Here is a 12,527-nt window from a genome sequence, read left to right as displayed (position 1 = left end):
GTTAGTAGACGTACGCGATTACTTGGCCACCGATGCCCTCCTCTCGGGCCTCGTAGTGGCTCATGACGCCGTGGCTGGTCGTGACGACGAGTGTCCCGTAGTCACGGGCGGGGAGGAACCGCTTCTCCCACTTCTCGAACTCGTCGGCCCCAGCGGAGTAGCGGGGCTTGACCGGGCCACATTCGTTGATGGCGCCTTTCAGTTCGACCTCGAACTCACCGGACTTGCCGTCGTCGACGAAGCTGAACCCGTCGATGTACCCGCGGTCGTAGAAGACCTCGAGGACGGAGCCGATTTCGTTCGAGGCGGGCGATACTGTCTGTTCCAGATGGCCGACGCTCTCGGCGTTGTTGATGGCCGACAGCGCACTGGCGAATGGGTCGTTACCTGTCATGGTTAGTTGAATTTCTTGAAGCCCATTCCCCGCGAGATCTCGCGGAAGCACTGGCGACACAGCCAGATGTCGTACTTGCCGACCAGCCCCTGCTCGCGCCCGCAGCGCTGGCAGGATTCGAGCTGGCCGGTCCGTTCCGTGTCGGCCTCGGCGTCGGGCTCGTCCGTGGTTTCACTTTCGCTCATTCGCTCACCTCAACGTCGAAGGTCGACTCGATGAACGCGGTCGCGTCCGCGGGGTCGAGTCGATGGTTCGAGGGGATCGATCGGGACGCCTTGTCGCGCTTGGCGACGCGGTAACCGGGCCGGACGAGGTTGACCGTCACGTCCAGTCCGTAGATCCCGATGCTCGGGTCGTACTCCTGGCTCGGGAACTCCGTGTGTTCCTCGACGCCGAAGCTGAAGTTGCCGGTGTCGTCGAACTGCCGCTCCGAGAGTTCCGCGAGCGGCAGTGCCGTCTCCAGGAACTCGTGGGCCTCGTCGGCCCGAAGCGTGACTTTCGCACCGATCGGGTCGCCCTCGCGGATGTCGAACTCGCCGACGGTCCGCTTTGCCTTCGTCCGGACGGGCGTCTGACCGGTGATCTCGGTGATGATGTCCTCGGCGTTCGCCAGGTCACGGCCACCGTGGCCGATCCCCATGTGGACGACGACCTTCTCGACGCGCGGTTCGCGCATCTCGTGGAAGTCGGCCGATTCGCTCTCCGAGCTCATTCGTCATCACCTTCGTCGCTCGCGGTCTCCGAATCGCCCGTGAAGTTCTCGTCGATCACGACGATATACTCCTCGACCGTCTCGAAGCCGCCGTCGTCTTGCTCGACCAGCACGTTGTTCTGGGATGACCCAGGCGTGACCTGGATCTCCTCGACCGTCCCGATCTCGCCCGCGTGGGCACCGTCGACGGCGGTGACGAGCGCGCCCTCCTCGTACTCGAAGTGGGCGACGACCTCGCCGCTCTCGTTGTCGACGACGATCGAGTCGCCGCCGTTGTAGGCGTCACCGTCCTCGACGAGCAGCGTCTGCCCGTCGTGAAGCCCCAGCTGGACGTCGCCACCGGAGACGTTTGTCTTGGTGACGATCTTGCCCAGTTTGGAGTCGGCCGCGTCGCCGTCGATGGCGGTCAGCGCCAGCCGACCGCCCTCGCCGGGGAACACGCGGTAGTATTCGTCTCGCTCGGTGAAGGCCATGATGTCGAACATCCCGACGGGGCGTTCCTCGTCGGAGACGGGCGTCCCGTTGATGAGGACGTTGTCCTCGTTGAGCGCGTAACGCGCTTCCTTTCGGTTGTCGGCATAGCCCAGCACGTCCCGCAGGACGATGAGCAGGGGAACCCCCGACTCACCGTGCGGGCCGGCACCGGCCTTGACCGTGAACGTCGCTGTCTTGCGCTCTACGGGCCAACTGTTTGGCACCGAGAGACGCTTCTGGTGGTTGCTCATGCTGTATCGTCCTCCGATTCGAGACGCGCCTGCCGCCTGTCGTCTTCGAGGTCCAGGTCGGTGACCCGGACGTTCGAAGTGTCGAGCGGGCGGGGCACTTCCTCGCCGTCGACCTTCTCGAGGGTGACGTCCTCGACGTGGATGGCCGCGTCGGCCAGGTCCACATCCAGCACTTCGCCCTCCTCGCCGGCGTCGTCGCCGCGCAGCACTTCCACCGTGTCACCGGCGTTGACGCGGACGTTGCGCTGACCGTACTCCTCGCGGAGGTCGGCCGAAAGCGTGGCCCGCACCTGTTTGTGCCGCTCGTGCAGCGGCGCGCGTCGTTGACTCGTTCGCTGTTTGTCTGGTTTCTCGCTCATGGTTCTATACGATCATCGTCGCTGCGGAAGCGACACTGCCGAATCGTTCGGCGACCTCACGCGCGATCGGGCCCTTGAGCTCGGTCCCGCGGGGGTCCTCGTTCTCGTCGACGATGACGGCCGCGTTGTCTTGGAACTTCACGCGCGTGCCGTCGGGTCGACGGATCGGCTTTCGCTGGCGGATGACCACGGCTTCGAGCACCTGGCGACGCATCTCCGGCGTCCCCTTGGTGACCGAGACCGTGATCTTGTCGCCCAGGCCCGCCTTGGGGTGGCGGTTCTTGGTCCCGGAGTAGCCGTGGACCGAGATTACCTTGAGCTCGCGTGCGCCCGTGTTGTCGGCACACGTGATGAGCGAGCCCTTTTCGAGGCCCTGCGTGACGTCAGCGTTGAGTGCTTCCATCAGTTGTCACCGCCCTGTTCGTCTGCGACCACGCCAACGACGACGTGGCTCTTTGTCTTCGAGAGTGGTCGACACTCTGCGATCGTGACCGTGTCGCCCTCCGCGAGGTCGAGACAGTCGGGTGCGTGTGCCGGAATCCGGCTACGCCGCTTCATGAAGCGGTCGTATTTGGGCACCTTCACGTCGTATTCGCGCTCGACGACGACGGTCTTCTCCATGTCAGTGGAGGCGACTGTACCGTCCAGTGTCTGTCCGCGAACGGAGAGCTCTCCGTGGAACGGACAGTTCTGGTCGGTACAGGTCTCCTCCGGCTCCTGTACGTTCAGTCCTAGCGCCATTGTGAATCTCCTGTAGTTTCTGTGCGTCGAGCGGGACGGGCAACGAGTCGTTCGCCGTCGATTCGGACCCGCGTTCGGGACTCGTCATCGAGCGTGAACAGGAACGTCGCCGCGTCCTTCGGCACGTGCCACACCCGGTCGGCTCCCTCGACAGAGAGCAGCTTCGTCGTCTCCATGACGACGCTGCCGCTGATACCGACGGCGTCCGGGTTGGACGCAGCGACGACCTCGACGTCGAGGCCGACGAGTTCGTGTCGTGGGAGCGTCTCGGGGGTCAGTGGCATTATTCGCTCTCCTGAAGGTCGCCTTCTTCGCGTTGTATCGTCTTGATGCGCGCGATAGCCTTCTTCAGTTCCTTGATACGCCCCGGATTGTCCGGCGCGCCACCCGCGGCCTTGACGGCTCGGGTGTTCAGCAGTTCCGTCTTGAGGTCATCGAGCTCTGCTTCCCGCTCGGCGGGCGTCATGTCGCGGATCTCGGTGACGTGCAGGACGGTCATTCGTCATCCTCCTCGTCCATCTCGTCCATCAGTTCCTCGGCTTCCGCCTCGGTCTCCTCGTCGAGTTCCTCGTCGACAGCCGCCTCGATATCGTCGACGTCGACTTCCTCGACGTCGTCGTCAGTCGGGACATCGACTTCTTCCTCGACGACCTCCTCATCGACGACATCCTCGTCGACATCGGTTGCAGTGTCGTCGGCCTCGTCAGCGTCAGCCTCGACGGGCGCCGCGTCGGCGTCGTCGGGTTCGCCTTCGAGGAGTTCCTCGACGGAGTCGCCCTCGGTCTCCGGGACGTAGTCCTCGATCTCGACGTCCTCGTAGATCTCGAAGTCGTCGGGGAGTTGGGCGTTCGGCGGGATGATCTTGACCCGGACACCGATGGTGCCCAGCTTCATCACCGCGACGCCAACACCGGAGTCGACGATCTCCTCGGCGGGTTCGCCGTTGTGCTTGACGTAGCCGCGGTTGAACTTCTCGACGCGCGAGCGAGCGCCCGTGACCTTCCCCGACAGGACGATCTCGGCACCCAGCGCACCGGCTTCCATGATCCGGTCGATCGTGGTGTGACCGGCCTTCCGGAAGTACCAGCCGCGTTCGAGCGCGTTTGCCAGTCGGTCCGCGACGATGCGGGCGTTCAGGTCCGGCTCGTCGACCTCTTGAACGTCGATCTGCGGATCGTCGAGGTTGAACCGCTCTTCGAGCTGGGTCGTGATCTTCCGGATGTTCTTCCCGCCCTTGCCGATGACCATCCCTGGCTTCTCGGCTTTGAGGACGATCTGGGTCCCCATCGGGGTCTTGGCGACGTCCATGCCACCGTAGCCGGCACGGCCGAGCTCTTCCGAGAAGAACTCGTCGATCTGGGTCCGCTGGAGGCCGTCTTCGATGAACTGCTGTTCGTCCGCCATTATTCCTCGACCTCCTCGAGGATGAGTTCGACGTCGACCTGTGGCGTGTTCCAGGCGCTTGCTCGCCCCATCGCTCGGGGTTTGCGGCCCTGTTGTTCGCCGACCTTGTGGGCGGCGACGTGCATGATCTGCATCGACTCGCCGTCGAAGCCCTGGTGGTCGGCGTTGCCGACTGCGTTCTCGATCAGGTCGAGGAACGCTTCGCTTGCCTTCTGCGGGTAGCGACCGGCGTCCCAACCGTCGACCTTGCTCTTGTGACCGACGCCCGAGTTGTGTTGTTTGAACGGAACGGGCTGGTCGCCCTCGATAACCGCTTCGAGGTACGCGACAGCCTCGCCGGCCGTCTTGCCCTTGATCTCCCGGGCGATGGCCTTGCTGTGCTTGTGGCTCATCTGCCGCTCCCGGAGCATGGCTTTGGCCGTCGTGTCCGGGTCGGCGTCGACTGAGTAGCTGATTCCCATGATTACTTGAGCGGTACGAACTTCGAGGAGCGTGTCGCGCCGATGCCGGCCTGCCCGTGTTCGACGTCGGTGCGGGTAAGCTGGAACTCACCGAGGTAGTGGCCGAGCATCTCCGGCTCGACGGTAACTCGCTCGAAGCTCTGGCCGTTGTGGACGGCGAAGGTCAGCCCGACCATCGCTGGGACGATTGGCATGTCCCGCAGATGTGTCCGGATCGGGTTGTTCGCCGTCTCCTCTTCTTCGGCCTCGCGCGCCTTCTCGAGGAGTTTCTGCTTTTCCTCGGTCAGACCGCGTGTGATAGTTCGCCGCTGGCGTGCGGGAAGCAGTTCCGCGACTTCGTCGAGCTCCATCTCCTGCAGCTCGTCGAGCGTGTGGCCGCGGAAGGAGAACTCTCCTTCGTGGCCGATTTGATATTCAGAACTCATTTGTCGTCACCTCGGGTGACACCAATGAGGTTGTTGCGCGCGGAGCGTGCAACAGAACTCATTCGTTGCCACCTCGACCGGTTCGCTTCGAGGCGATGTCCCCGACCTTCCGGCCCGGCGGGGCGTTGCGCGAGATCGACTTGGGTTTGCCGGGGTGTTGACGACCACCGCCACCGAAGGGGTGGTCGACGGCGTTCATCGCAACACCGCGGACGCGCGGGTACTTCGTCCCTCGCGCTTTCATCTTGTGATGCTTGTTGCCGGCCTTCACGAACGGCTTGTCGGTCCGACCGCCACCGGCGACGACGCCGATGGTGGCGCGACACTGCGGGTCGAGCCGCTTCATCTCCCCGGAGGGGAGCTTGATGACCGCGACGTTGCGGTCGTGGGTCAGCAGCGTCGCGTTGACCCCGGACGCACGGGCGAAGCGCCCACCGTCGCCGGGGCTGGACTCGACGTTACAGACCGGAACGCCCTCGGGGATCTCCGCGAGCGGGAGCGTGTTCCCGGGAGCGATCTCGGCGCTGACGCCGACCTGCAGTTCGTCGCCCACGCCGACGCCTTCGGGCGCCAGCACGAGCCGGTGGTCGCCGTCCTCGAACTCGACTGCCGCGAGCGGTGCCGAGCGGGCGGGGTCGTGTTCGATGTCCACGACCGTTCCGGCGACGACATCGCCGTCTTCGACCTTACGGTGCTGAAGGTCAGCCTTGTAGCGGTGCGAGGGCGCCCGGAACGTGGACGTCCCGCGACCGCGTCGTTGTCCCTGAATTCGTCGTCCCATCGTTAGAACACCCCGATCCTGGAGGCGACTTCCTGGGCGTCGTCGTCCTCGGAGAGGCGAACGACCGCCTTCTTCTCGCCGTCCATCGTGTTCTGTGTGTTCACATCGACGACCTCGACCTCGTACTGGTCCTCGACGGCGTCGACGACATCGTTCTTCGTCGCCGCGTCGTCGACGACGAACTGGAGCTTGTTCTGGAAGTCCATGTCGTTCATGGCCTTCTCGGTGACGTGGGGGAACTTGATGACGTCCCAACTCATCTGTCGGCCACCTCCGCGAGTGCGGATTCGGTAAAGACCGTGAGTCGACCCGGCTGTGCACCGGGTGCGAGGTCTTCGGTGTTGACCTCGCTCGCCGTCGCCACGTCGGCGCCCGCGAGGTTGCGGGCGGCCGTCGACGGCTCCTCGCTCGTCACGAACAGGATCGAGGACGGCCGGCGGTACTTGCGTCCGCGGGCCTTCCCCTGTCCGGCCTTGATCTTTGTCTCGTCTGCGCGCTCGATGTCCGCGTGGACGTCGAGCGCTTCCAGCACGGAGACGACCTCCTGGGTCTTGACGAGGTCCTCGAAGTCGTCGGAGACGACGACGGGCACCTCGTCGCGGTCGAACTCGTGACCGCGCTCGGCGACGAGTTCGGCGTCGGTGGTCGCCGCCAGCGCCGAACGGACGGCGAGCTGGCGTTCCTTGTCGTTGATGTCGATCGAACGGTCCTTCTCGGCTTTGGGCGGGTGGGCCGGACGCCCTTTCACCGCCTGCGGGACGCGGCGGGCACGACCGTCCTGTTTGGGGACGTGTGCCTGGCCGCGGCCGCTTCCGAACGACTCGGCCGGCGTGCGGAGGCCAGCGTACTCGTCGGAGCCGTAGTCCTGTTTCCGGTTTGCCTGTGCGGCGTGGACAGCCTTCTGGATGAGGTCGGTCCGGACCGGCGTCTCGAAGACGTCCGGCAGGTCGACTTCACCGTCGGCGTCGCCGTCCAGGTCGTAGCGTGTTACCTGCATAGATTATCCCTGGTTCGATTCCGTGGAGACGTAGCGCACCTCGGGGTCGAGGCGCGGTTGGTCGTTCGGGCGCACTGCGGGCCGGAAGCGAACCAGTCGCTGGTCCGGACCGGGCACCGAGCCCTTCACGAGCGTGTAGTGGCCGTCGACCTCGCCGTAGTTGACGAACCCGCCGTCGACGCTGGGGTCGTCGCCCTCGCCAATGTCGATGACACGCTTGTTCAGCTCGGTGCGCTGGTGGTAGCCGGTCTGACCCTGCTGGGGGACCGTCGAGCGCACGCGGGACGGGTTCCACGGACCGAGGTTGCCGATCCGTCGGCGCCATCCCTGCCGAGCGTGTTTGCCCTTCCGTTTCTGGACGCCCCAGCGCTTGACGGGACCCTGGGTCCCCTTCCCGGTGGTGACGGCACCCACGTCGGCGTACTCGCCGGCGCGGAAGACGTCGTTCATCGAGTGCTCGCCGCCGTCTCCGACGAGGTCGAGCGCGTGGTCGAAGCGGTCCGACAGCGTTCCGCCGCCGACGCGAGTCTCCATCACGTCGGGCTTTTTCTTCGGGACGTTCGGGACATCGTCGGGGACGGTGTGGGTGATCAGTCGGATGTCGCCCAGGTCACCGGCCTCGAGTGCGTCACGTACCTGTTCCTCTGCAGCGTCCGGGTCGTGGTCCTCCGGCAGGTCCAGTGTGCGATCGAGTTCCCCGTGGAACTCGTCGGTCCAGACCTCCGTCAGCGGACGCTTCCCGTACGGCGTGTCTTCGTAGGCTCGCAGCGCGACGGCGCGCATCGGCGGCGTCTCGACGACCGTCACCGGGACGGTCTCCTCCATCCCCTCGCGGGGGGAGTTGGGTTCGTCGTTGACGAGCACAACGTGTGTCATGCCCGCCTTGTAGCCGGCGAACCCCTGGACGCCCGGCTGGCCGTCGTCGGAGGGCCAGCTGTTGAAGCGAGGCGTCTCGCTCGTCGAGCGCTTGCGCGGGCCGAAGCCCAGCGAGCCTTTGCGTGGTCTGCTTGGTTGTGGCATTCGTTTACTCCGTGAGGGTTAGACAGGCGAGAGAGGCGAACAGTGCTTCTTCCGTTCGCACGACCTCGCTGCCCTGGTTCGGAACCGTATTCAGCCAGAGGTCGAACCCTGCTGGATCGTCGGTGTGGTCTCCCCCGGCGGCGTCCGGGTCCACGTCGAGTATCGACGGTAACCCGCGCTCGGGTGCGCCAAAGGCGACTGTCATGTCGCCCGCGGCGTCGCGGCGCTCGGCGATCTGGCCGAGCCGCGCCGTCGAAACCGGCTCACCGTATCGCGATGACGCGATAGTGAGCCCGGCGTCGTCACGCGAGAGTGCCGTATCGAGGTCCGCGGAAACGACGTCGAACCCCGTGGTGGGGGCGTCGACGAGTTTCGCCCGGACCGGCCGTCGCGAAGAGACCCTGACGGTCACGCGCTCCCCTGCTTCCACGTCCAGACCGTCTGGCACGGGAAGGGAGATCGGGTGTTGCAGTCCGCAATTGACCCGTACGCGCCCATCAGCTCCGACCTCGGTCACGATTCCCTGTCTTAACGACCCCGAACCCTCGGATCCGGAGCCGGTCTGTGAACGCACGCGGAGCGGCGGCAGGACGCCGACGTACTCCAGTTCGCCCCGCTTGCCCCACATCTCCTTTCGGAGGTGTGGCGGCGTCGCGGCGTACCGTAACACGGTTTCGACGAACCCGTCTTCGAACTTTCCCGCCCCGTCGGGGTCGGGAAAGACGGTCAGCCGATCGACCCGGAAGACCGTGGCCGCGCGGGCCACGTATCCGAGCTTGCGAGTCGCCTCGCGTTTGTCCTCGGCTTCGCGTGTGAGCGAAGACGGCACGAGCACGCTGGTCGTCATGCCGTGACGCTTCCACGTCGCGCCACTAGACTGTGCCGATATGTCCCCTTCCCGGGCTTAAAAAGACCCCGCTTCACGCGCGCGTTGAGACGCGTTCACATGGTCCATCACTGCTGTTTGCAGAAGAATCGGTTACCAGTCGTTTGCCGCTTCCGAAAGGACGGTCCACGTGAGCGACACCCACGAACCTCCCCGACAGCGGGCCGTCGGATGCCCTCACAGCACACGATTTTCCCCATGAAACGGAAGGCTTTTTACTGTCACCCTCCCCAGATTGGGATGCAGAGAAGCGCGGTGCGCGCTGGTACCGAGCGGACGCAGGACGGCCGCGAGGGTCAGGGCGAACGAAGTGAGCGCTGGTAGTGTAGTGGTATCACGTGACCTTGCCATGGTCACAACAGGGGTTCAAATCCCCTCCAGCGCACTTCTCCGAATTCAAACTGCAAGCGGCGCGTCTCGTCGCGCCGCGTCCTGTATGCGGTGAATGCGGTACTGGGATTTGAGCCCTGGAAGTCGCAGCCCGCGCAGTCGAACGAAGTGAGACGAGCAGGACCGTCTTCCTCCGGTTCAAATCCCCTCCAGCGCATTTCTGTCGATACCAACCGACGAGCGGAGCGAGTCGCGTTGCGAGACGAAATCGCCCCTGGATTTGAACCCTATCAGTCGCAGCCCGGGAAGCGAACGCAGTGAGTGACACGGACCGTCTTCCTCCGGTTCAAATCCCCTCCAGCGCATTTCTGTCGATACCAACCGACGAGCGAAGCGAGTCGCGATACTGGTGCAATTTACGGACCACCGAGCAGTGTCCGTATGAACCCAGGCCGAGGAGGATGGAGTATCGTCGCCGATGTTCCCCACCGCGCATCTCGCTCTCGCCCTGATCCCGGTCGTCGCGTTCGCCCTCGTCCGTGATCGACGGATTCCGTCGACCAGTCTCGTCGGCCTCTGTGCCGTAGGGAGCCAGTTCCCGGACCTGATCGACAAGCCGTTGGCTCACGTCTTCCACCTGATTCCGTCGGGCCGAGTGTTCATGCACTCACTCCCGTTTGCGATACCACTCTCGCTCTTGGTCGGCTGGTACGCTCTGGAGACTCACAGGCTGCGGGCGGGGGCTGTGTTCGTCTTCGCATACGGCACCCATGTCTTGGCCGACAACTGGACGGGGCTAACGGACGGGAACCCGGAACTTCCACCGGATCTACTGTGGCCGTTCGTCCAGCCGGTTCAACGGCCGGTGGTCCCCCACTGGGCGGGGATCGGGTCGATCAACCTCCATCTCTGGGCCGTGTTCTCCGCTGTCGTCCTCTCGGTGTTCGGGTACGTCGTGATCCGCGACCTGCAAGAACACGAAACGGTGTTCCGGAGAGGCTGAGACCAGTGTGTGGTGGTCGACTTCGCGCGGCGGAACAACAGGATTAGGGCCGCCCTGTTCGACGACCCTGATATGACCTGCATCGGGTTCCTCTCGGTCGCACCGGTCGTCGAGGAGAGCATGGCGCCCTACGTCGCCGACGCCGTCGCGGCGTTGGACGACTTCGACGTGGAGTACGAGACCACACCGATGGGGACGATCATCGAAGCCGACGACAGCGAGGAACTGTTCGCGGCCGCACACGCCGCCCACGAAGCCGTCGGTGCACAGTCCGACCGCGTCGAGACGTTCCTGAAGATCGACGACAAGCGAACCGTCGAACAACGGGCCAGCGAGAAGGTCGACGCCGTCGAGGAGCAACTGGGTCGCGCGGCCCGGAGCGACGGCGAGGAGTGACCGTCGCCGTTCCCGAGGTGTGAGAACGGTTGACGGAGTTTATCATCTGACAGACCGTTGCTCCGAGTCGGAGGGAAAGATGGCCGACACAGATCCAACCCCGCCGTGCCGACCCGTACCGGACCGGACGGACGCGATCGTGACGCGGGGGCTACCCGCGATACCCGCCGACGCGAGCATCGAGACGGCCAGCGAGATCGTGGCCGTCACCGAGAGTGGCGGGGCGATCGTCCCCGTCGAGGAGCGGCCCGCAACGCTGGTCGTCACCGACTGACGGGGCCGAGAGGGGAACGTGTTTACCCGTCCCCCACCAGGCTGGCGACATGGAGAGTCTCAACCGAATGGCCACGGAACTTATCGACGAGGCCATCGACTTCGCCGAGGAGCTGACGATCGACGTCCACGCCTTAGAGGGCGACGCCGCAGTCCTGGACTTCGGGGTCGAGGTCCCCGGTGCCGTCGAAGCCGGGCTCTTACTGGCGGAGATCCAGACCGCCGGGCTGGCGACGGTCCAGTCGGCGATGGGAACGGTCGCCGGCGCGCCCCTGACCCACGTCGAACTGTCGACCGACCACCCGGCGCTGGCCCTGCTGTGCTCCCAAAAAGGAGGGTGGGAACTCTCGACCGAGGGGTTCGAGGGGCTGGGGAGCGGTCCCGCACGCGCGCTGGTCGCCGAGGAGGAGATCTTCGAGCGGGTCGGCTACCGCGAGTCCGACGATTTCGCCGTCCTGGCGGTCGAGTCCGATCGACTGCCCGACGAGAGCGTCGCGGAGGCCGTCGCCGAGCGGACCGGCGTCCCCGAGACCGGCGTGTTCCTCCCGACGTTCGCGACGGCGAGTATCACCGGGAGCGTCGTCGCCGCCGCTCGGGCGGCCGAACTCGCTGTGTTCCGACTCACCGAACTCGGATTCGATCCCGTTTCGGTGCTGTCGGCGAACGCGAGCGCCCCGGTCGCACCGGTGGCCGGCGACGAGGAGACGGCGATGGCCCGGACGACCGACGCTCTGGCATACGGTGGGGAGGTCCACCTGACCGTCGACGAGTCGTTCGACCGCTTCGACGAGGTGGCCTCCGTCGCTGCCGCGGAGTACGACCGGCCGCTGGCTGGCGTCTTCGAGGACGCCGACTGGGAGTTCGCGGAGCTACCGGTCGAACTGTTCGCCCCGGCACAGGTGACAATCGACGTGGTCGGCGGGGACACCCACGTGGTCGGATCGACGAGCGAAGACGTTCTCGCCGAGAGTTTCGGCCTCGACGCTCAGTAGGCGATACCGACCCGTTCGCGGTAGTGGCGATCCTCGATCAGTGTCTCGTAGACGCAGGCGGCGACGTCGCCCGAGGACACCGATTGGCCGCCGTCCGGTAGGTACTCCGCGGTCGTCCGGTAGTGGTTGGTCGGCTCCCCGTCGGGCATGAACGGTGGACAGACCAGCGTCCAGTCAAGCTTCGAGGCTCGGATCGCCTCGTAGGCGGCCCGATGGGCGGCGGCGATGTCCCGGAGCCGAGCCGGGAACTCCGGCGTGTCCAACCGGAGGTGCCGGGGTGTCGCCTGGAGGACCCCGGCCGCACCGACGGCGACGAGCCTCGCGACGCCGGTCGCTTCCATGGCGTCGACGACGTTCCTGACCCCGTCGGTCAGGACAGCGCTGTCGTCGCCGTCGGTCGGCCCGAGCGCACTGACGACGGCGTCGTGGTCGGGGACTGCAGCGGCGACCGCGTCGGAGTCGGTGGCGTCGCCCTCGACGACGGAGACGCCCGACGGGAGTTCGGACGGATCACGGGTGAAGGCGGTCACGGGATGGCCGTCGGCCAGAGCGAGTTCGAGAAAGCGGCTCCCGGACCGACCCGTGGCCCCGAAGAGGAGAATGTCCATGCTGGTTGGGAAGACCTTCG

General features: G+C 65.5%; 22 protein-coding genes and 1 tRNA gene. 5 read left to right on the top strand and 18 right to left on the bottom strand.

Features of this window, described 5'->3' with window-relative positions; translation table 11 throughout:
- Position 1: 1 nt before the first annotated feature.
- The 17 genes from VJ109_RS12125 to VJ109_RS12045 are packed head-to-tail and all read right to left on the bottom strand — an operon-like array spanning position 2 to position 8,866.
- A complete protein-coding gene (locus tag VJ109_RS12125) occupies positions 2–394 on the bottom strand; it encodes a 30S ribosomal protein S8 (protein WP_324756997.1) in 393 nt (130 codons plus the stop codon).
- 2 nt (positions 395–396) lie between these two features.
- Positions 397–579: a 30S ribosomal protein S14 gene (locus VJ109_RS12120; protein ID WP_276222444.1), complete on the bottom strand. Its 183-nt coding sequence runs from the start codon at positions 577–579 to the stop codon at positions 397–399.
- The gene (locus VJ109_RS12115) at positions 576–1,106 is read right to left on the bottom strand and encodes a 50S ribosomal protein L5 (RefSeq protein WP_324756995.1); all 531 of its coding nucleotides are present in this window, start codon (positions 1,104–1,106) and stop codon (positions 576–578) included. Before VJ109_RS12115 ends, VJ109_RS12120 begins: the two co-directional genes overlap by 4 nt.
- The gene (locus VJ109_RS12110; RefSeq protein ID WP_324756993.1) at positions 1,103–1,831 is read right to left on the bottom strand and encodes a 30S ribosomal protein S4e; all 729 of its coding nucleotides are present in this window, start codon (positions 1,829–1,831) and stop codon (positions 1,103–1,105) included. The genes VJ109_RS12115 and VJ109_RS12110 overlap by 4 nt, the downstream gene beginning before the upstream one ends.
- Positions 1,828–2,190 carry a 50S ribosomal protein L24 gene (gene rplX / locus VJ109_RS12105; RefSeq protein ID WP_276222448.1) on the bottom strand — a complete coding sequence of 121 codons (363 nt, stop codon included), beginning with the start codon at positions 2,188–2,190 and terminating at the stop codon, positions 1,828–1,830. Before rplX ends, VJ109_RS12110 begins: the two co-directional genes overlap by 4 nt.
- A 4-nt stretch (positions 2,191–2,194) precedes the next feature.
- Entirely contained in the window at positions 2,195–2,593 is a 399-nt protein-coding gene (locus VJ109_RS12100; protein WP_276222451.1) for a 50S ribosomal protein L14, read from the bottom strand.
- Complete coding sequence (locus VJ109_RS12095; RefSeq protein ID WP_324756989.1) at positions 2,593–2,931, bottom strand: 30S ribosomal protein S17; 339 nt, start codon at positions 2,929–2,931, stop codon at positions 2,593–2,595. The genes VJ109_RS12100 and VJ109_RS12095 overlap by 1 nt, the downstream gene beginning before the upstream one ends.
- Positions 2,922–3,215, bottom strand: coding sequence for a ribonuclease P protein component 1 (locus VJ109_RS12090; protein ID WP_276222454.1), 294 nt, complete (start codon positions 3,213–3,215; stop codon positions 2,922–2,924). The genes VJ109_RS12095 and VJ109_RS12090 overlap by 10 nt, the downstream gene beginning before the upstream one ends.
- Positions 3,215–3,430: a 50S ribosomal protein L29 gene (gene rpmC / locus VJ109_RS12085; protein WP_276222456.1), complete on the bottom strand. Its 216-nt coding sequence runs from the start codon at positions 3,428–3,430 to the stop codon at positions 3,215–3,217. The genes VJ109_RS12090 and rpmC overlap by 1 nt, the downstream gene beginning before the upstream one ends.
- The gene (locus VJ109_RS12080; RefSeq protein WP_324756986.1) at positions 3,427–4,335 is read right to left on the bottom strand and encodes a 30S ribosomal protein S3; all 909 of its coding nucleotides are present in this window, start codon (positions 4,333–4,335) and stop codon (positions 3,427–3,429) included. The genes rpmC and VJ109_RS12080 overlap by 4 nt, the downstream gene beginning before the upstream one ends.
- Positions 4,335–4,796, bottom strand: coding sequence for a 50S ribosomal protein L22 (locus tag VJ109_RS12075; RefSeq protein WP_324756985.1), 462 nt, complete (start codon positions 4,794–4,796; stop codon positions 4,335–4,337). Before VJ109_RS12075 ends, VJ109_RS12080 begins: the two co-directional genes overlap by 1 nt.
- Positions 4,797–4,798: 2 nt before the next feature.
- The gene (locus VJ109_RS12070; protein WP_324756983.1) at positions 4,799–5,221 is read right to left on the bottom strand and encodes a 30S ribosomal protein S19; all 423 of its coding nucleotides are present in this window, start codon (positions 5,219–5,221) and stop codon (positions 4,799–4,801) included.
- Between the two features lie 58 nt (positions 5,222–5,279).
- On the bottom strand, positions 5,280–6,002 hold the full coding sequence (locus VJ109_RS12065; protein WP_324756981.1) for a 50S ribosomal protein L2: 723 nt from the start codon (positions 6,000–6,002) through the stop codon (positions 5,280–5,282).
- A gap of 2 nt (positions 6,003–6,004) precedes the next feature.
- A complete protein-coding gene (locus VJ109_RS12060) occupies positions 6,005–6,262 on the bottom strand; it encodes a 50S ribosomal protein L23 (protein WP_276222466.1) in 258 nt (85 codons plus the stop codon).
- Complete coding sequence (gene rpl4p, locus VJ109_RS12055; protein ID WP_324756979.1) at positions 6,259–6,999, bottom strand: 50S ribosomal protein L4; 741 nt, start codon at positions 6,997–6,999, stop codon at positions 6,259–6,261. The genes VJ109_RS12060 and rpl4p overlap by 4 nt, the downstream gene beginning before the upstream one ends.
- A 3-nt stretch (positions 7,000–7,002) precedes the next feature.
- Positions 7,003–8,019 carry a 50S ribosomal protein L3 gene (gene rpl3p, locus VJ109_RS12050; protein ID WP_324756978.1) on the bottom strand — a complete coding sequence of 339 codons (1,017 nt, stop codon included), beginning with the start codon at positions 8,017–8,019 and terminating at the stop codon, positions 7,003–7,005.
- 4 nt (positions 8,020–8,023) lie between these two features.
- A complete protein-coding gene (locus VJ109_RS12045; RefSeq protein WP_324756977.1) occupies positions 8,024–8,866 on the bottom strand; it encodes an RNA methyltransferase in 843 nt (280 codons plus the stop codon).
- A 353-nt stretch (positions 8,867–9,219) separates the two neighbouring features.
- Between VJ109_RS12045 and VJ109_RS12040 the strand changes: the two genes are divergently transcribed.
- From VJ109_RS12040 to mch, 5 genes are all read left to right on the top strand, one after another.
- Positions 9,220–9,290: transfer RNA gene (locus VJ109_RS12040), tRNA-Gly, on the top strand.
- Between the two features lie 423 nt (positions 9,291–9,713).
- Entirely contained in the window at positions 9,714–10,238 is a 525-nt protein-coding gene (locus VJ109_RS12035) for a metal-dependent hydrolase (protein ID WP_324756976.1), read from the top strand.
- A 72-nt stretch (positions 10,239–10,310) separates the two neighbouring features.
- The gene (locus VJ109_RS12030) at positions 10,311–10,634 is read left to right on the top strand and encodes an MTH1187 family thiamine-binding protein (protein WP_324760344.1); all 324 of its coding nucleotides are present in this window, start codon (positions 10,311–10,313) and stop codon (positions 10,632–10,634) included.
- A 79-nt stretch (positions 10,635–10,713) separates the two neighbouring features.
- Positions 10,714–10,908 carry a hypothetical protein gene (locus tag VJ109_RS12025; RefSeq protein WP_324756974.1) on the top strand — a complete coding sequence of 65 codons (195 nt, stop codon included), beginning with the start codon at positions 10,714–10,716 and terminating at the stop codon, positions 10,906–10,908.
- A gap of 49 nt (positions 10,909–10,957) precedes the next feature.
- Positions 10,958–11,899, top strand: a complete 942-nt coding sequence (mch, locus tag VJ109_RS12020) for a methenyltetrahydromethanopterin cyclohydrolase (RefSeq protein WP_324756973.1) — start codon at positions 10,958–10,960, stop codon at positions 11,897–11,899.
- Here the strand turns inward: mch and VJ109_RS12015 are convergent.
- Positions 11,893–12,507: an NAD(P)-dependent oxidoreductase gene (locus VJ109_RS12015; RefSeq protein WP_324756971.1), complete on the bottom strand. Its 615-nt coding sequence runs from the start codon at positions 12,505–12,507 to the stop codon at positions 11,893–11,895. The genes mch and VJ109_RS12015 overlap by 7 nt on opposite strands.
- Positions 12,508–12,527: the final 20 nt, after the last annotated feature.

It is taken from the genome of Haloarcula montana (assembly GCF_035666295.1).
GTDB lineage: Archaea > Halobacteriota > Halobacteria > Halobacteriales > Haloarculaceae > Haloarcula > Haloarcula montana.
The sequence above is the reverse complement of the archived record's forward strand: the minus strand, read 5'-3'. Positions and strand labels throughout refer to the sequence as shown.